Here is a 17,268-nt window from a genome sequence, read left to right as displayed (position 1 = left end):
TCATTTTTTCGCGTCAGGGTGCGTCCGTCTGGCGCTTCGCAGCCGCGCCGATAGACGACAAGTTTGTTTGTGTTGCGTTCGGAACCGCATCGGCCGGGACCCTCTTGGGTACCGCCCAGCGCCAAAGCGCAGTGTCGGATACCGGCAAAACCAGAATGAGATGTTCAAAGATCGCGAGCGCCATAAAGGTCGCAAGCAGAATATGTCCAACCACGGAATAGTCGAGATTCGCTTGTGCAGCGCCGACCACAAGAGTTGCAAACAGACCTGTCGCAATTGCCAGGATCACCGGAAACAGGCGTGTCGTGCGGCCGGTGTTGAAATAGGTGCGCAGATGGAGGATCGCCGGCGGCATCAGACCGCTGACCGCATGACGCGCGCCGAGAAAAATCAGCACCTTGGACGAAATGCGCATACCCCATAGAAGGCCAAACGTCGCCAGTCCGAACAGATTGTCACCACCTGCAAGCGTGGCCCAAAGGAAAATGCCGGTGACGAGTATTGCGATTTCATGGTCGCAAACTGCTTTCCACGCCGCCTTGAAACGCTCGAAACCCGATAGCCCTGGCGGACATTCGCCTTTCCGGCGGCCAGTGACCATGCCGGTCAGGAACGTGGTTTCGTGCCAGGCCCACACAAGAAGTGCGCCGAAGAACCCGGCGTAAGATCCGAGCGGCGTCAGGTTGCGGCTGCCATAAAGCATGAGCAGAAACCCAACGACACCGAAAACGGTCACAATCGGCAGGAGCTGCCAGGGCTCCAGTTTTCGATTGGTAGACCAGTGAACCATCGCCAGGACGAGCCCGGTCGACAGCCACCAGACACCGATGGCTACCAGAATTGCTGTGACCGGGTTCGCAAGGTTCATCATGTACGCGTCACCAGACCGGCTGCAGCCGGGAGGTTTCCGGCAAGTCGTTCTTTATTGAAGGCACCATGTACATGCGCAGGAAGTTGACGCCGGCGGCGGCACCCCACCAGGCTTTTCCGACGGCGCCTGTCACGCCACCTTTTTCGGTTGCAGCCTGCATTTTCCGGTTGATACGCTCCATGCGGCGGAACCCTTCCACCAGCGCCGGGTTTTCCAGATCCAGCACGAGCGGGAAGCATTGGCGGGAGATCTCGGACGTCAGGCGGAAAACCTTCATGTCATAGTCTTCAATATCGACCCCAAGCGCCTGGTGAAACGCCGGACGCATGTGATCGCGCACATACATGGTCGCAAACACCGCGAGCAGGAAGAATTTGATCCAAAGCTTGTTTCGGCCCTCAAGCAGGCGTCTGTCCGAGCGGATGATCAGCGAGAACGCCTCTCCATGGGAGAACTCGTCATTGCACCACTGTTTGAACCATTTGAAGATCGGGTGGAAGCGCTGATCAGGATGCTTTTCCAGATGGCGGTAAATGGTGATATAGCGCGCATACCCGATCTTTTCGGACAGGTAGGTCGCGTAGTAGATGAACTTCGGTTTGAAGTAGGTGTATTTCTTGGCCTTCGCGAGAAAACCCATATTCACGCCGATGCCGAAATCCTTCAGCGCGTCATTGATGAACCCCGCATGACGGGATTCGTCGCGGCTCATGTAGCCGAAAAGCTCGCAGATCTCTTTGTTCTTTCCACGCCGCTTCATTTCCTTGTAGAGGACGCAGCCCGAAAACTCCGATGTCAGCGATGAGACAAGAAAGTCGATCAGCTCTTCACGCAGGTCATCCGGAAGAGCATCGATGTCTATGTCTTCCCACTCCTCGTTCCGTTTGAAATGGCCCCGGTTCGGATCGCTGCGCATCTGGGAAATGAGAGCGTCCCATTCCTCGCGCACCGGCTCGACGTCGATCTTGTCCATTTCATCGAAGTCGGTCGTGTAAAACCGTGGTGTCAGCATCGTGGACACCATGGCGCTACGGGTTGTGTCGTTTTGGGCGGCCAGGCGCTTTTCTATCGTCGGCTCATTGGCGGCCAGATCGGCCGGAGATACGGTCTTGTTCATGACAGCGCCCTCTCTGTGAAGCTGAATTCGCACAGTTCCATGAATTCGAAATCGCCGGTTGCACGGGTCCAGACGCGTTCCAGCGCACTTGCCCGCTGGATCGTTGCTTTGCGACGGAAACTCTCGCTCTCGCCGTAGGGGATCGAGATGGGAGCACCGTGAACGAACACTTCGTCGCCCGGGTGCACGACAACACCGTTGTCAAAGCGAACATGTGCACCAAGCTGATCGAACGTGTTGTTGATCTCAACGGTGCAGTCGACGTCTTCCTTCCACCTCAACAGTCCAAATATCGGGTTCATTGGCTTGCTCCTCCCTCTTGACCAAGCAGAAATTCGAAAGCCGCAGCGTTGTCTTTGCCAAAAGCTTCCAAATAGATACGTTCCCCAGTCGCAGTGTCCGAAAGGCTGACGGTACCCGCCTCCCATTTGATGATCCGGTAGGGTGCGGTATCCGAAACCTTGGCAACCATGCGCATGCGTTCAAACGCCCGTAGCGAGCCGCGCACAAATCCACCTGCGTCTTTTTCGTACGCGGCGATCTGAACACCGCTGCGGGCGTCTTTGACGATCACCTGATCACCGGCGGAGCGCGTAATCGTCACGTCACGGATCGCAACAGGGGCACCGGCACGATGCTTGATGACGCCAATACCGGTCGTCTGACCGAACACAACTGCACCCGCAGCGAAGACGAGCAACGCGATTGCACCGATCAGCACCCCCTTCGGAAAGGTGTTGGTGCGCTTGCCTTTGCGCTTACCGAAATACCCAAGGTGAGATACGGACCCCATTCCCGCCTCCTATTCCGCAGCTTCCACTGCTGCCGGTGCAACGGCCGTTCCCTGGAGAGGGCCGACCTGCGTAAGGCGCGCGTGACCTGAGTGCACGGATGCATGCTGACTGATGGCCAATGCCAGGACATCGGAGGCTCTTTTCGCATCTGTCAGGCAAATCAGGCTGGGTTCGACATTCGCAAACCGCCAGCCGCGCACATGCGGCCATTGAACCAGCCAGGACAGGCGGTGCCCGGGCAGAAGCTGGATAGCGACATTGCCCGCACCTTTGCCCTGGTCTGCCAAAGCGAGCGCGCCAATCTGCTTGAAGGGCAGATTGAGCGTTATGGAAAAGGCCACGCCAAACCGCAACACAACCCGGTTTGTGGTGATTGTATAAAGAGTTGTCTTCTGGACCCCCCAGGCAAACAATTCGAGCATGCCGATCACGATGGCCGCGAGCGCAGTCAGGACGGCAACGGAAAATACGATCCCCGCGAGGGGCCGGCCGTCGTAGAGCCCGCCAATGACGGCCCATACCGCCAACAGCAGAAAATATCCCGCAATCCAGCGGTTCTTGAGGACATGACGTGCAACAAGGCGCGCGGACGGGCGACCCTGCCAAAGGATTTGCTCGCCGTCGGGAAGGGTTCCCGGCAAACCCGGTACGGGCTCAAGTTCATGCTCCCTGGTGACAAACTGTTTCACAGGAACGCCTCCTGACGGTCACGCAGCGCATAGAGGAGACCAGCACCGAAATAGGCGGCAATCTTGTCTTCCTCGAGCAGCGTCACCGTTTCTTCCTTGGCCCGTGCTGGAACATCCGCAAACTGTCCCGACGTAATTGCATGGACATAAAGACGAGGTGCCCTGCCCCGTGCATTCCCGCCCTTGATCACGACGAAATTGTTCGGCAACAGCGTGCTGGGCGAGCCGCCCTCGACCTCGATCTCGTAATAACGGATCAGGTGTTCCGCGCGGTCGACCCAGACATCCTTGACCGTGCCTGCTGCCTTTCCGTCACACCCAATGACAGTCAGCCCGATCGGGTTGGTTTCACCTTCAGCGATGTCGAAACCTTCCGCCGTGCGCATCGGAACAATGCGCGCATCACCATGGGCGGTCATGTCGGGCGTATCGGAACGTTCAGCCCAGGATCCGGGGCCAACACCGGCCAGGAGGGGATTACCTTCCGGTACGAGTGGATAGCCGGGTCCCTTGGCCGTCCTTTTGGCGTTGAGTGGGCGATCGTCCCGTTTGAAATCGGGAACCTTTTTCACGCCCTGACCGTGCGGCAGGACGAAGGTCTTTTTGTCGGGTACGAACAGCCAGGGATCCTTGCTGTGCCTGCCGGTGACATCGTCTTCCAGGGGGTAGCCTTCACGACGGTCTTCCTGGCGGATGTACCAGATCAACCCTGCGAAGAAGATCCAGAACGCGTAGAGCACCACTTGTGCGACATCCAAGCTGCCGCCGAGGGAACCGGTCATGTCAATTCCTCCATTCAGTTCTCGGCCGTGCGGGCTCAGCCCGGTAGTTCGGCCAATCCAAATCGCGTGTCACTTTCCTGGGTTTGCCTGTAGCGCAGACCTGTCAAAGGTCCGAGAACCGCCAGACAAAGAAAAAGAAGTCCGATTTCAAGGTGATAGACAAAGAGATATCCCGTACCGGCGGTGTTCATCGCCGGCCCGAGAACGCCTTCGAACGCAAGCGCGTTGACGACATTCTTGATAACCCCGCCCAAAAGCAGACTGACGCCGATCGCTGTTGCCTGAACCGCGCTCCAGGCCCCGACAAGGATGCCGCTGTCGGCCTTTTTGGAGATGCCCATCGCAGCCAGCATTGTGCAGACGGCAAACAGCCCGCCGCCCAATCCGACTCCGACCGCGCCTGCAAAGAACAATCCGTCCATGCCCAGCGGCGAAGCGAGTATGATGCCTGAAAACGCCGCTATTCCTATAAGCAGCCCGCGTGCTGCCACGCGGTACATGTGCGCACCTTGATTCAGGCTGTATGCGGCCCAGGCGAAACCGGACATGGTTCCAGCAGCCCAGAGGCCTGTCAGGAGCGTCGTCTGCGCAACGCTCATACCCAGGATTTCGCCGCCATAAGGTTCAAGCAGGATGTCCTGCATGGAAAAGGCTGCGGATCCGAGCGCCACAGCTAACAACAAACGCATGGTGCCGGGGTGCTTGCGGTAGTCGGAGAGAGCTTCAAAGAACCCGACGAGCTTCCTGTCGGCCGCCGTGCGGCTCGGGTCCCGCGCTTCCTGTTTCCAGATGGCAATGACATTGATCACAAGGGTCAGCAGGGCCGTTCCCTGAATCACCTGAATCAGCTGTTTGTGCGAAAAGTCGACGAGGAAAATGCTGTAAAAGACCGAGGCAACGATCATTCCGACAAGCAGCATTACATAGAGCAATGCCACGACACGGGGCCGTTTCTCGGACGGAACGATGTCTGTTGCGAGAGCCAGACCGGCTGTTTGCGCCGTGTGGAGCCCAAACCCTGTCAAAAGGAAGGCAAATGCTGCGCCGGCTGGCCCGGCCCAGCTGGGCCCGACAGTCTGCGTGTGCAGGAGCAGCAGCACGAAGGGCATGATGGCCAGACCGCCAAACTGAAGCAGGCTGCCGAACCAGATATAGGGGACGCGCCGCCAACCGAGCACCGACTTGTAGGTGTCGGACCGGTATCCGATCAAAAGGCGCAGCGGGGCAGCGAGCACCGGTATCGCAACGACGGCGGACACAAGCGCAACCGAAACGCCGAGCTCGACGATCAACACCCGGTTCAAGGTACCGGTCAATAGAACAAGGACGCAGCCCGCCGAAACCTGGAACAGAGCGAGGCGCAGAAGGCGGGAAAGAGGCACGTCTTCCGAGGCCGCATCCGCAAACGGCATGAAACGCGTTCCGGCCTTCTGCCAGAGCGCGATCATCTTCCTGTTTGCGGCGTTCAGCATCACGACCGGACCACCTCCATGGCTTGTGAGGTGTAGAACCCGACCGAGATCCGATGTGTGCGGCCTGCGTGCCAGCCGGTCATATGCGGTTGCTGGACGAGCTGGTGCACAAGCCGTTCCGGATGGGTCGGATAGATGGCAGGCGCCCGGTCTCCCCTCGGAAAGGCCTTGCCAACCATCAACATCGCTCGCAGCAGATGGGAGCTGGGCGCGAGGGTGAACAGCAGACTGCGCCGGGTGCGCATTGCCAGGCCTTCCAGGACCCGCTTTGCATCTTCCGGTGCGTAGTGGATCAAGACATCCATGGCGACAACGGCGTCGAAGGTTCCGAGCGCCGGATCAAGCATGTCGCCGCTTCTGAATTCGACTGAGCCTGCCTGAGGCAGACTGCCGGCAGCACGCATGTCCGCCGCCCGTTGCCGCGCATAGGAAATCATGCGTGCGGACAGATCGATGCCGACAACATCTGCCCCTCTTGCCAGGAGTTCGAGCGACAGCACCCCGGACCCGCAACCGGCATCCAGAATGCGCCAGCCGCTCAGATCCTGCGGCAGCCAGCCGGCAAGCGTGTTACGCATCTCATCCCGGCCCCGACGGACGGTTGCGCGAATGCCGCTGACCGGCTGATCGCCTGTCAGCTTCTTCCAGGCATCCAGCGCTGTACGATCGAAATAATGTTCGATTTCACCGATCCGCTGCAGGTAGTTGGCCCGTGTCATCGTCGTCTCAGCCCTTTTACTCGAAGCCGAGAAATTCAAAGATCTCCCGGTCCTTCATGGGTTCAGCGCTCAAGGCCTCCGTGCCCGCCCAAAGCTGTTCGGCGAGTTGGAGATATTCATTCTGAATGGCAGTGATTTCCGCCGTGTCGCCCATCTCGAAAAGCGTGCTCTTCTTCAGGCGGCTCAGACGGACGTGATCGGAGTCGGGCACATGAGCCAGTCGCTTGAGCCCGACTGAAGCGTTGTATCGGTCGATCTGATCTGTTTCGCGTGACCTGTTGGCGATGACGCCGCCAAGGCGGACCTCGTAGTTCTTCGCTTTCGCCTTGATCGCCGCAACAATGCGGTTCATGGCGAAGATGGAGTCAAAGTCATTGGCGGCGACCACGACAGCGCGTTCAGCATGCTGCAGCGGCGAGGCAAAGCCGCCGCAAACAACATCGCCGAGCACGTCGAAGATGACCACATCGGTGTCGTCCAGAAGGTGGTGTTCCTTCAGAAGTTTGACGGTCTGGCCAACCACATAGCCACCACAACCGGTTCCGGCAGGTGGGCCCCCAGCCTCGATGCACTGTACACCGTTGTAGCCTTCCACCATGTAGTCCTCGGGGCGCAGCTCTTCCGTGTGGAAATCAACCTGCTCGAGAATGTCGATGACCGTCGGGATCAGGCTTTTTGTCAGCGTGAATGTGCTGTCGTGTTTCGGATCGCACCCGATCTGAAGAACGCGTTTGCCGATTTTGGAAAAGGCGACGGAAAGGTTCGATGATGTCGTCGACTTGCCGATCCCCCCCTTGCCGTAAATCGCAAAGACCTTTGCGCCGTCGATTTCCATCGTCGGATCGAGATGCACCTGAACACTGCCTTCGCCGTCCGCGCGTTCGCGCAGCTTTTCGGCTTGGCGCGCCTCGCGCTCGGCTGTCTTCGGATGGGTGTAGATGTTCATTCGGCAGCCTCCGTCACCAGGCCTTCCAGCCGGTCTTCCAATTCCTCACCAGCCCGCTGCAATGCCTCGAGCGTTTCGGCATCCGGGTGCCAGTAGTTGCGCTCGTGCGCCTCAATCAGCCGCGAAGCGACGCGCGCCGCCGAAGCCGGGTTGAGGTCTGCGAGGCGCCGGCGCATGTCTTCGTCCAGAACGTAAGTTTCAGTTATCTTCTGATAGACCCAGGGATCGACGCCTCCGGTCGTCGCCGACCAGCCCAGCGTGTTGGTTACATTGGCCTCGATGTGGCGCACGCCTTCATAGCCATGCCGAAGCATGCCCTCGAACCACTTCGGATTGAGGGTCCTCGTCCTTGTTTCCAGAGCCACCTGTTCACCCAAGGTTCTGACCTTGCCGTCCCCTTGTGTCTGGTCTGATATGTAAACCGGTATCTCGGCGCCGCCCTTGGCCTTGGAAACCGCCTTGGAGAGCCCTCCGAGCGTATCGAAATACTGCTCAATGGTGGTAACGCCGATTTCGACCGATTCCAGGTTCTGGTAGGCCATGTCGACATCACCAAGAATGGCATCGAGCAGTTCCGCCTGGCGGCTTGTCTTGCCTTTGTGGTTGATCGCGAAGCTTTTCCGGCTCGTGTAGGTCTCGGCAATTTCCTCATCGTCGGTCCATGCGGATGACCCGATCAGCATGTTGACGTTTGACCCGTATGCTCCGTCGGCATTGGAGAAGACGCGATAAGCGGCTGCTTCCAGATCGCATCCGTTGGCTTCGCAATAAGCGAGTGCATGCTTGCGAATGAAGTTCTGGTCAGAAGGCTCATCTGCAGTCGCCGCCAGGTAGCTTGCCTCCGCCAGCATGCTTGCCTGGATCGGAAGCAGGTCGCGGAAAATACCAGAGAGCGTCATAACCGCGTCGATGCGCGGTCGGTTCAATTCCTCAAGCGGGATCAGTTCAGCGCCGCAGACCCTGTTATAGGTGTCCAGCCTCGGCCGCGCACCCATGAGCGCCATGGCTTGGGCGAGCGGTGCACCACCGGTCTTCAGATTGTCGGTTCCCCATAAGACAATGGCAATTGTTTCAGGTAATTGACCATCATTCTTAAGGTGTCGATTTAAAATACGAGCTGCCTGTCTTGCGCCGTCCTCGAGCGCAAATTTGCTTGGAATTCCGAAGGGGTCGAAGCCGTGCAGGTTCCGCCCGGTCGGCAGCAGATCAGGTGTTCTCAGCAGATCGCCTGATGGCGCGGGCGGCACAAAGCTGGCGTCCAGGGCACCGACCAGGCCATCGAGCTCTTCGTTGGATTTCAGATTATCGTTGATTGCCTTCAGGTGTCGAACAGTTTCACGTGCTGTGTCGTCGAGATCCGAGACGACTGCCTGAAGCGCGGCATCGTCGTCGGCAACAATCAACCGGCAAAGGTTGGACGCGTCACCGATGTGTTCGTTTTCCGGCATCGCGGCGGCTATATGGGCGAGCGTTTCGGCGCGCTCGCTTTGTTCCATCCCGCGGCCGGCGACATGCAATCCATGCGGAATTAGCGCATATTCCGTTTCCGTGATCGCGTTCACGAGGTGCTGGATGAAGGCTTCCGTGGAAAGCCCGGTTGCGTCGCCAGCAAGATCCAACTCCCCGGCCTGGACACGGATAACCTCCAGCAGTCGCTCGCGCTCAGCCTGTGCTTCAGGTGCAGTTGAGCGGTATTGATCCAGGCTTGCCTTGAGACTGTGCAGCCCCTTGTAGAGACCAGCCTCTGTAATTGACGGCGTCAGGTAGGAAATCAGCGTCGCCGCCGAGCGGCGCTTTGCGATTGAGCCTTCCGACGGATTGTTCGACGCATAGAAATAGAAATTCGGGAGCCTGCCGAGCAGGCGGTCCGGCCAACATGCACCGGACAATCCGGTGTGCTTCCCAGGCATGAATTCCAGCGCGCCGTGCGTACCGAAATGAAGAACCGCGTCCGCGCTGAATGTTTCCCGCAAATAAGTGTAATAAGCGGCAAAGGCATGGTTCGGTGCAAAGCCGCCTTCAAAGAGGAGACGCATCGGATCGCCCTCGTACCCAAAGGGCGGCTGAAGCGCGATCAGGAGATTGCCGAATTGACGGCCGAGAACATGGATACCACGGCCGTTGCTCAAAATCCGGCCGGGCGCCGGTCCCCATTGCGCCTCGATCTCTGCGAGAAACTGTTCCTGGCGCACGTGATCGTCCGCCGTGACCGTCGCATGCACATTCGCTTCCGTGCCGAAGCGATCCGCATTTCCGGTCAGGAGCATGTCCTTGAGAGTCTCGGCATCTTCCGGCACCTCGACATCGTAACCTTCCGCTTTCAACCGCTTCATGGTTTCAAGAAGGCTCTCGAAGACGGCAAGAAAAGCTGCCGTGCCTATGTTGCCGCCATTTGGCGGATAGTTGAAAAGCGTCGCGGCGATCTTGCGTTTCGCGCGCGGTGTCTGGCGCAGCTGAACCATTGCCGCAATGCGGTCAGCCAGAAGACCGACCCGTTCGTCGTCAGGACGCATGCAGGCGCGACCCGAAGGGCAGGTTCCCAGCTGGCGCGCGCAAATACAGCTCTCCGAAGACTTGGTTGAAGCGCTGCGTCCGCCGATGACCATCGACCCGACGGCACCGTCAAGTTCAGGAATCGCGACCATCAAAGTGGTCTCGATCGGTGTCAGTCCTTGCGTTGAAGCCTGCCAGCCATCCCGCGTCTGGAATTCCGTGACGCAGGCGGAAAGATAGGGGACATTGAGTTTTTGAAGCGTTTCCGCAGCTGCGGCGGCATCGCTGTAGGCCGGACCACCGACAAGCGAGAAACCGGTCAAGGAGCACAAGACGTCAACGGTCGAATTCCCGCTGCCATCTTTCATGTATTGCTCAATTGCGGCGCGCATATCGAGCCCTGAGCAGAACACCGGAACGACGTTGAAGCCGCGCGCCTCCAGTGCCGCAATCACGCCATCATAGTGGCCAGTGTCTCCGGACAGGATATAGGTACGCAGCAAGAGCAGGCCGATTGTACCTTTGGCCCTCGAAACCCCTGCGAGATCTTTCAGCTGTGTGACCACCCTAGGTGTCGCTCTCGGGTGATAAAGACCCATGTCGGGATATTCTTCAGGCGACTTTGCGGACACGGAAGACCGCAAAACCTTGCGTTCTCCGGAGGCGTATTTGCTGACCAGCAATCGCACCATGTTCGCGATGTTTTCATCTGAAGCCGCGATCCGGTATTGCAATGTCAGAAAGTAGTTGCGGACGTCCTGTGCGGTCCCCGGAATATACTTCAGAAGCTTCGGCAAACGCCGCAGCATGGCGAGTTGGCGCTCACCGGCGGTACGGCCGCTTTCCTTGCCACCACGGGAACTGCTGCCGCGCAGTTTCTTGAGAAGCGCCAGCGGACCCTTCTGGTCACCGCTCATGCGGAACCGGCCCATGGCCGTATACTTCATGATCGTACCGGCGGACATGCAGCAGACCATGGCGTCGCAGTTCAGATGCCGCTCCTCAAGAGCATCGGCAATCGCCTTGACATGTTCCTCGACGAAAATCATCGAAACGATGATGATGTCGCCGGTTCGGATCGCCTCCCGGCAGGCCGCGAGACTGTTTGGATTATCAGCCCAATCGGTCGCGGCATGAACAGTGAACGAAAGACCCGGGATGTCTTTCTTCAGACGTGCGCGCGCATCGTCAACAGCTGCTGCAACATGATTGTCAAGCGTGACGAAGACCACCCGGATGGAGTGGCCGCTATCGGGCGAAATGGGCTTTCGCATCGTACAACGTCTCCACGGTAATCGGGCGAATGCCGTTATCTGCGGCAAATGTTTCTGTGTTGCGGCGCGCCTTTCCGCGCACGAAAAACGGCACTTTCTTCAGTTCGCGTTCTGCCTCGTCGGTCCAAAGCGATGCCACTTCCGAAACGGTGATCGGTCCCGGCTCACGTGCTTTGGGTTCAAACGCCGCCTCTTCGGTCAGGCCATCGCTTGTAGCTGGATTGTGTGCGTGCAGATGGGACGCGACAGCGTCGTCGTTGAATTCAAAATCATCCCGGAACATTGACAGAAGATGTTCTTCCAGGCCCATCATCAACGGGTGAACCCAGCTGTCGAAAATGACATTCGCGCCCTCAAAACCCATCTGGGGCGAATAGCGCGCCGGGAAGTCCTGAACATGCACCGGCGCAGAGATCACCGCGCAGGGCACGCGCAGCCGCTTTGCGATGTGACGTTCCATCTGGGTCCCCAGGACAAGTTCCGGGCGGGCCTCGACGATGGCCTGTTCCACCTCCAGGTGATCGTCCGTGATCAGGGGTTCGACGTCGTATTCGCGCGCTGCAGCCCTGACGTCGCGGGCAAATTCGCGCATGTAGGTCCCGAGACCGCAAACCTTGAATCCGAGTTCTTTGCTTACAATCCGCGCGGCTGCAATTGCGTGCGTGGCATCACCGAAAACAAAAACGCGCTTTCCGGTCAGGTAATTGCTGTCGATCGATTTTGAGTACCAGCTCAAACGATCCGCATCAGCGCCCTCGAGAGGCATGTCTTCCAGACCTGCAAGCGCACGCGCTTCGACGATGAAACGCTGCGTTGCCTCCACACCGATCGGCACAGTCGACACAAACGGCATACCGTGCGCCTTTTGAAGCCAACGCGCTGCGGTTTCGGCGATTTCCGGATAAAGCACGATGTTGAAGGCAGCTTCCGGAAGGCAGGCAAGATCCGCAGGCCGGGCTCCAAGTGGCGCGACGACCCGCACATCGAGGCCATTTTCGCTCAGCAGCCGAGAGATCTCGAGGACGTCGTCCCGGTTGCGGAAACCCAGCGACGTCGGCCCAAGGATGTTGCAGCTGTTGGGCGCAATATTGTCGGGCCGTTGCCGATTGCCGGCAAAAGCACGAACCAGACGGTAAAAGGTTTCAGAAGCGCCCCAGTTTTCCTTTTTCTGGTAGGACGGCAATTCAAGAGGCACGACCGGAATGTCCAGATCGAGCGTTCTGGCGAGGCCTCCAGGGTCATCCTGCAGCAATTCAGCCGTGCAAGACGCTCCGACCAATAAAGCCTCCGGCTGGAAACGCTCGGCGGCACTGTGACAGGCCGATTTGAAAACGTCCGCTGTCGAAGCGCCGAGGTCACGCGCCTGGAACGTCGTATAGGTCACGGGTGGCCGGGATTGCCGCCGTTCGATCATCGTGAAGAGAAGATCGGCATAGGTGTCACCCTGCGGCGCATGCAGGACGTAATGCAGTCCTTTCATGGAGGCTGCTATGCGCATCGCACCGACATGCGGCGGGCCTTCATAGGTCCACATACTCAGCTGCAAAACGCACCGTCCTTTCTTGCGGTTTCGCCCTGCAGGGCGCTCCGACGCACGAGAGGACGTGCAAAAAGCTCAGCTAGGTCGCCTGCCTGCTCGTATCCCTGGATTGGTGTAAATGCGAACTCGATCGACCACTTTGTCAGCCGGCCCTCTGCTTCAAACGGATTGGCGAGCCCCATTCCACAGACGATCAGATCCGGATCCGCCGCGAGACAGCGATCGATCTGCAGGTCGACGTCCTGTCCTTCGGAAAGAGCGACACCCGGTGGCAGCAACGCCAGCTCGCCCGCAACATGTTCACGGTGCAGATAAGGGCTTCCAACCTCGATAATGTCCGCGCCGATTTCGCGCGACAGGAACCGCGCCAGCGAAGGTTCGAGCTGACTGTCGGGAAACAGGAAAATACGCTTGCCGTTCAATTTTTCCCGGTAGTGTTCCAGGGCGGCTTTCGCCCGCTTGCGAGCGGATGCGGTCACCCTCTCAAAACGCTCGGCAGACACATCGAACGCGTCGGCGATTGCCTTCAGCCACGCAGTCGTGCCCTCCTCCCCGAGCGGAAAAATCGTGTTGATCCTGCGTGCGTCGCGCGATTCCAATGCCTGCGCGGCCGCCCCCAGATAGGGTTGTGCAAGAACGAAGCGTGTATCGGCGTTTATCTTCGGGATCGAATTGCTTGTCCGGCCTGGCAGAAAATGAACGTCTTCGATGCCCAGCTCCGTGAACAGACGCAGGAACTGATCCTCAACAACGTCTGGCAGGCAACCTGCGACAACCAGTGGCGCGCAGTCTGCCCCCTTGCCGCCTGCTGGTGCTTCGCGAACGAGAGCGGCCAGGAAATTGTCTTCGCCCTGTGTGAATGTCGTCTCTATGCCGCTGCCGGAGTAGCAGATCACGCGGTGCTTCGGCGCATGCAAGCGGTTGAGCCGTTCTGCGGCCTTGCCGAGGTCGAACTTGATTACCTCCGACGGACAGGAACCGACCAGGACAAGCATCTTGATATCGGGCCGCCGCGTCAGCAGTTTCTCAACGACCTGGTCGAGTTCATCGTGCATGTCAGCCATGCCCGCCAAGTCTCGCTCTTCCATGATCGCGGTGGCAAAGCGGGGTTCTGAAAAGATCATGACACCTGCAGCCGACTGCATCAGATGGGCGCAGGTCCGGGATCCGACGATCAGGAAGAAAGCGTCCTGAACCTTGCGGTGCAGCCAGATGATTGACGTCAGGCCGCAGAAAACCTCGTGCTGTCCGCGCTGCTTGATGGGGGTGGGCCTGTCGCACCCGGGTCTGAAGGGCTGGTTCATTGGACCGACCCCGCAACCTGCAGACTTCCCGGCGCAGATGAATTTTCTCGCGCCTCGGTTGCCTCCCGCGAGGCCTGATCCAGCCGCGCCAGTCTTAACTTCCAGACAAACTGACCTGCATTGACGACATAGGTCGCATAGGCGGCGAGCGCGAGCCACATCAACGGCGCTGGTGCAAGGCTGTTGGAGAAGAGCGCAACCAGATAGGCTGTGTGCAGCCCGAGCACCAGGATCGAAAACACATCTTCCCAAAAGAACGGACGCGCAAACAGATAGCAGCCAAAGACATGCTTTTCCCAGATCGAGCCCGTTATCATGATGGCATAAAGCGTGAGCGTCTTGATGACGACAGAGACTTCGGCAGGCCCCTGCCCTTTGCCCGTTGTCAGGAAATAGACGATCAATCCGAGGCTTATCAGAAAGACGAAGAACTGGATCGGAGCGAGTATGCCCTGAACCAGTGTCCAAACGCTCGCATCACGCCGTTTCCGCTCTTGCTCGGTATACAGCACCGTTGCTTTTACCGCCTTACCTGCTTCGCTCAACGACATGTGCTCCTCCCCCCGAACCCAGACATCAGGGTCCGGCAGATGAGGAAGCGTAACGCTTCTGGCGCAAAAGTGTCAACTAAACATGACGTATATTTTTATTTACACTCACTCATAACAGAGTCATGCTAAGGCGCTCGCAGTTGCAGCAAGCAAGAGGGACACAATCGCATGCGTGTCCCAACGGCAACGGTCAGGGAGGCCCGATGCAAAGTGAGGATAACCGGCACAATTGGTTCCCCATCGAGTGATGAGCGCGAGCAGTCAAGGACTGACGCCAGCGCCGAAGGTTTTGTCACGCGCGATGCACAAGTGCTAAAACGAAACCGTTTGCACAGGGGTGACAAGAACAAGCTTCGTCACCTTATCGAAGGGCCGGTGGCAGCGATGACAGCTGAGCAATTGTCTGTTGACCTGGACACGGGCCTTGAAAACCACCCCCGCTACGAGGATGCGATTGCCGGTCTCCACCGGCTCATCGTGGAACCTGGAACCCGGCTCGATCAATTGCTCTCCTGCCTTGAAAACGCGCTTCCGGCAAGTTCACCGCCAGCGCTCAAGGTCCTCGCGGTTGAGGCTGTTGCAAGACAGCTCGGCCGGGAATGGTCTGATGACACATCCAGTTTCATTGATGTCACAATCGCCTCCACGAGATTGCAGGATCTTGCTCAAGCACTGTCCATTGAAACCGCTGACCGCATAAGCGCTCATTCCGCTCCATTCGCGGCGATCCTTCTGCCCAAAGACGAGCAACACAGCCTTATGGCGCACTTAACGGGCGCGTTCTTTCAAGCGTTCGGGTGGCAACATCAGGTGCTTGCGCACGATGAGCCCACGCACCAGGAAATTGGCAGTGTCGTCGCCAAGGCTAACGCCGTGTGTATCGGCTGGAGCAATATGCGCCTCAGATCGCAGGTAAAGCAGCTCATTCACGACATAAAGTTGAGTTCACCAGACAGAAATCAACCTCTGATAGCAGGTGGCGTTGCTGCGCTCGACTCAGTTGAATTCCTTGTGGAAATGGGGATTGACTGCGTTTGCGATACTGCGTATTCAGCGGTTAAAATTGCAGATAATTTCAACAATTTGGAAAAAATGGATTTCGTCTCGCCACAAATTCGCAGTGGACAATACGAAAAAACAAGAAGGATTGATTGGCGAAACCCATGACCCCACGCGCCCCTAATAGCGGACAGCAAGGCATTGAGGTCGCGGGTGAACTGCAGAAAACACTCGAGGCCGAAGGGCTGGTTTCGCTGATAGGGCTTGGAACGGACATTGTTTTCCTCGTCGACAAGAACGGAAAAATTACCCACTCCCATTTCGAGAACCCTGACTTTGATGCCTACGGCCTTGATGAGTTCGTAGGCAAGGCGCTGCGGGATTGCGTCACGATTGAATCCGTTTCCAAGATCGACGCTATGCTCAAGCCGGGCAAAAAACGGCCGGCCCGTGGCTACCAGGTAAACCATAGTGCTTCAGGCCAACCGGACTTGCCGGTGGCCTATACGGCTTTTTCAAAAAAGGGATTGCCCTTCACGATCGTTGTTGGCCGTGAAATGCAGCAACAGATGCAGGACCAGCAAAGGCTGGTCGAAGCACAGATCACAATGGAAGCAGACTATCGCGATTTGCGGCAGGCCGAGGCAAGGTACCGGACGGCCTTCAAGCTCGCGGAAACTGCCGATATCATGCTTGACGGCGAAAAGAGGACCGTCCTTGAGGCCAACTCTGCCGCAGTTGCTCTTCTCGCCGGCAGTTCCGGCAACTTGCTCAACAAGCCGGTTCGCGAGTTGTTCAACAAACAGGACCGCGACCGGTTGGGTGATGCCATCGGCGAGGCAAGGCACAGCGGCGAACCAGTTTTCATTGACGCGTTGAAGAGTGCAAAGGGAACGAACCTTCAGGCAAAACTGAGGGCTTACCGTGAAAGCGGTGCGGCCAATCTCATTTTAACGCTGAAGTCCGCCGGCGACACGGACCCGTCCGAGCATGCCACAGCTGATAACCTGCCTGGATCTCAGGCCATTAGCCTCGACACACTGCCGGAAGCTGCAATCCAAACCGATAGCGATGGGAATCTCATTTCGGCCAACGCGCTCTTTCTGGATCTCGTCCAGGCCCCAACGCTCAATCAGGTCCTTGGCAGAAATGCCAGCAACTGGATCGGTAAATCGGCAGTGGATTTGAACGTGCTGTTTGCGCGAGCCAGCGATGAGCGAACGGTACGGGGCTACTCTTCCGTTCTGAGCGACAACATCGGCGGTCAGCAGCCAATCACCTTGTCCGCTCACTTTGATTCAAAGTCGGGGACGGTTCAGCTCATCATTGTCCCGCAGGCAGCCAAGCCGGAGAGCATCGGCCTACGGTCGCCTGCAAGCAAGGAACAGGCGGAAGGCTTTGCAAGCCTTGTCGGCAAAGTCCCCCTGAAAGAGCTGATCAGAGAGTCTTTGGATGTTGTTGAGAAAATCTGCATCGAAGCTGCCCTTGACCAGACAAACAACAACAGGGCAAGTGCTGCGGAAATGCTCGGGCTCTCCCGGCAAAGTCTCTACATCAAGCTGCGCAGGCATGGCCTGGAAAATTACCGTCCCGGTTCGTGACCACCAGAGAATCGACACCCCGCGACATCTGTCAAACCTCCGTTACATGACATAAAGCTTCATGCGCCAAAGTGTCAATTTTAATTGACACATTTACATGCCGCGCATAGCATCTT

Annotated in this window: 15 protein-coding genes; 2 read left to right on the top strand and 13 right to left on the bottom strand. The window is 58.0% G+C overall.

Annotated elements, in window-relative coordinates; translation table 11 throughout:
• Positions 1–13: 13 nt before the first annotated feature.
• Genes puhE through bchF form a run of 13 tightly spaced genes read right to left on the bottom strand, consistent with a single transcriptional unit; the run spans position 14 to position 14,552 of the window.
• On the bottom strand, positions 14–871 hold the full coding sequence (puhE, locus tag ABVF61_RS21235) for a putative photosynthetic complex assembly protein PuhE (RefSeq protein WP_353995529.1): 858 nt from the start codon (positions 869–871) through the stop codon (positions 14–16).
• 7 nt (positions 872–878) lie between these two features.
• Entirely contained in the window at positions 879–1,988 is a 1,110-nt protein-coding gene (acsF, locus tag ABVF61_RS21230; protein WP_353995528.1) for a magnesium-protoporphyrin IX monomethyl ester (oxidative) cyclase, read from the bottom strand.
• Positions 1,985–2,290 carry an O2-dependent cyclase accessory protein gene (locus tag ABVF61_RS21225; RefSeq protein WP_353995527.1) on the bottom strand — a complete coding sequence of 102 codons (306 nt, stop codon included), beginning with the start codon at positions 2,288–2,290 and terminating at the stop codon, positions 1,985–1,987. The genes acsF and ABVF61_RS21225 overlap by 4 nt, the downstream gene beginning before the upstream one ends.
• Positions 2,287–2,781 (bottom strand): photosynthetic complex assembly protein PuhC, encoded by a 495-nt coding sequence (gene puhC, locus ABVF61_RS21220; RefSeq protein WP_353995526.1) that lies wholly within the window; start codon positions 2,779–2,781, stop codon positions 2,287–2,289. Before puhC ends, ABVF61_RS21225 begins: the two co-directional genes overlap by 4 nt.
• Positions 2,782–2,790: 9 nt before the next feature.
• A complete protein-coding gene (gene puhB, locus ABVF61_RS21215; RefSeq protein WP_353995525.1) occupies positions 2,791–3,471 on the bottom strand; it encodes a photosynthetic complex putative assembly protein PuhB in 681 nt (226 codons plus the stop codon).
• Positions 3,468–4,253: a photosynthetic reaction center subunit H gene (puhA, locus tag ABVF61_RS21210; protein ID WP_353995524.1), complete on the bottom strand. Its 786-nt coding sequence runs from the start codon at positions 4,251–4,253 to the stop codon at positions 3,468–3,470. Before puhA ends, puhB begins: the two co-directional genes overlap by 4 nt.
• 35 nt (positions 4,254–4,288) lie before the next feature.
• Positions 4,289–5,725 (bottom strand): BCD family MFS transporter, encoded by a 1,437-nt coding sequence (locus ABVF61_RS21205; protein ID WP_353996469.1) that lies wholly within the window; start codon positions 5,723–5,725, stop codon positions 4,289–4,291.
• Positions 5,725–6,444: a magnesium protoporphyrin IX methyltransferase gene (gene bchM, locus ABVF61_RS21200; RefSeq protein WP_353995523.1), complete on the bottom strand. Its 720-nt coding sequence runs from the start codon at positions 6,442–6,444 to the stop codon at positions 5,725–5,727. The genes ABVF61_RS21205 and bchM overlap by 1 nt, the downstream gene beginning before the upstream one ends.
• 16 nt (positions 6,445–6,460) lie before the next feature.
• Positions 6,461–7,390 (bottom strand): ferredoxin:protochlorophyllide reductase (ATP-dependent) iron-sulfur ATP-binding protein, encoded by a 930-nt coding sequence (gene bchL / locus ABVF61_RS21195; protein WP_353995522.1) that lies wholly within the window; start codon positions 7,388–7,390, stop codon positions 6,461–6,463.
• Entirely contained in the window at positions 7,387–11,157 is a 3,771-nt protein-coding gene (locus ABVF61_RS21190) for a magnesium chelatase subunit H (protein ID WP_353995521.1), read from the bottom strand. Before ABVF61_RS21190 ends, bchL begins: the two co-directional genes overlap by 4 nt.
• Positions 11,132–12,703, bottom strand: coding sequence for a ferredoxin:protochlorophyllide reductase (ATP-dependent) subunit B (gene bchB, locus ABVF61_RS21185; RefSeq protein WP_353995520.1), 1,572 nt, complete (start codon positions 12,701–12,703; stop codon positions 11,132–11,134). The genes ABVF61_RS21190 and bchB overlap by 26 nt, the downstream gene beginning before the upstream one ends.
• Complete coding sequence (locus ABVF61_RS21180) at positions 12,694–14,001, bottom strand: ferredoxin:protochlorophyllide reductase (ATP-dependent) subunit N (RefSeq protein WP_353995519.1); 1,308 nt, start codon at positions 13,999–14,001, stop codon at positions 12,694–12,696. Before ABVF61_RS21180 ends, bchB begins: the two co-directional genes overlap by 10 nt.
• Positions 13,998–14,552: a 2-vinyl bacteriochlorophyllide hydratase gene (gene bchF, locus ABVF61_RS21175; protein WP_353995518.1), complete on the bottom strand. Its 555-nt coding sequence runs from the start codon at positions 14,550–14,552 to the stop codon at positions 13,998–14,000. The genes ABVF61_RS21180 and bchF overlap by 4 nt, the downstream gene beginning before the upstream one ends.
• Positions 14,553–14,936: 384 nt before the next feature.
• Between bchF and ABVF61_RS21170 the strand changes: the two genes are divergently transcribed.
• Together ABVF61_RS21170 and ppsR are read left to right on the top strand one after the other, a co-directional pair.
• Positions 14,937–15,719, top strand: a complete 783-nt coding sequence (locus tag ABVF61_RS21170; RefSeq protein WP_353995517.1) for a cobalamin-binding protein — start codon at positions 14,937–14,939, stop codon at positions 15,717–15,719.
• Positions 15,716–17,152 carry a transcriptional regulator PpsR gene (ppsR, locus tag ABVF61_RS21165; protein WP_353995516.1) on the top strand — a complete coding sequence of 479 codons (1,437 nt, stop codon included), beginning with the start codon at positions 15,716–15,718 and terminating at the stop codon, positions 17,150–17,152. The genes ABVF61_RS21170 and ppsR overlap by 4 nt, the downstream gene beginning before the upstream one ends.
• Positions 17,153–17,268: the final 116 nt, after the last annotated feature.

It is taken from the genome of Roseibium sp. HPY-6, assembly GCF_040530035.1.
Classification (GTDB): Bacteria; Pseudomonadota; Alphaproteobacteria; order Rhizobiales; family Stappiaceae; genus Roseibium.
The sequence above is the reverse complement of the archived record's forward strand: the minus strand, read 5'-3'. Positions and strand labels throughout refer to the sequence as shown.

Excerpts from the sequence above, each read along its gene's own strand:
- puhE (WP_353995529.1), bottom strand. The coding sequence starts at position 871 with ATGATGAACCTTGCGAACCCGGTCACAGCAATTCTGGTAGCCATCGGT.
- acsF (WP_353995528.1), bottom strand. The coding sequence starts at position 1,988 with ATGAACAAGACCGTATCTCCGGCCGATCTGGCCGCCAATGAGCCGACG.
- ABVF61_RS21225 (WP_353995527.1), bottom strand. The coding sequence starts at position 2,290 with ATGAACCCGATATTTGGACTGTTGAGGTGGAAGGAAGACGTCGACTGC.
- puhC (WP_353995526.1), bottom strand. The coding sequence starts at position 2,781 with ATGGGGTCCGTATCTCACCTTGGGTATTTCGGTAAGCGCAAAGGCAAG.
- puhA (WP_353995524.1), bottom strand. The coding sequence starts at position 4,253 with ATGACCGGTTCCCTCGGCGGCAGCTTGGATGTCGCACAAGTGGTGCTC.
- ABVF61_RS21205 (WP_353996469.1), bottom strand. The coding sequence starts at position 5,725 with ATGCTGAACGCCGCAAACAGGAAGATGATCGCGCTCTGGCAGAAGGCC.
- bchM (WP_353995523.1), bottom strand. The coding sequence starts at position 6,444 with ATGACACGGGCCAACTACCTGCAGCGGATCGGTGAAATCGAACATTAT.
- bchL (WP_353995522.1), bottom strand. The coding sequence starts at position 7,390 with ATGAACATCTACACCCATCCGAAGACAGCCGAGCGCGAGGCGCGCCAA.
- ABVF61_RS21190 (WP_353995521.1), bottom strand. The coding sequence starts at position 11,157 with ATGCGAAAGCCCATTTCGCCCGATAGCGGCCACTCCATCCGGGTGGTC.
- ABVF61_RS21180 (WP_353995519.1), bottom strand. The coding sequence starts at position 14,001 with ATGAACCAGCCCTTCAGACCCGGGTGCGACAGGCCCACCCCCATCAAG.
- bchF (WP_353995518.1), bottom strand. The coding sequence starts at position 14,552 with ATGTCGTTGAGCGAAGCAGGTAAGGCGGTAAAAGCAACGGTGCTGTAT.
- ABVF61_RS21170 (WP_353995517.1), top strand. The coding sequence starts at position 14,937 with ATGACAGCTGAGCAATTGTCTGTTGACCTGGACACGGGCCTTGAAAAC.
- ppsR (WP_353995516.1), top strand. The coding sequence starts at position 15,716 with ATGACCCCACGCGCCCCTAATAGCGGACAGCAAGGCATTGAGGTCGCG.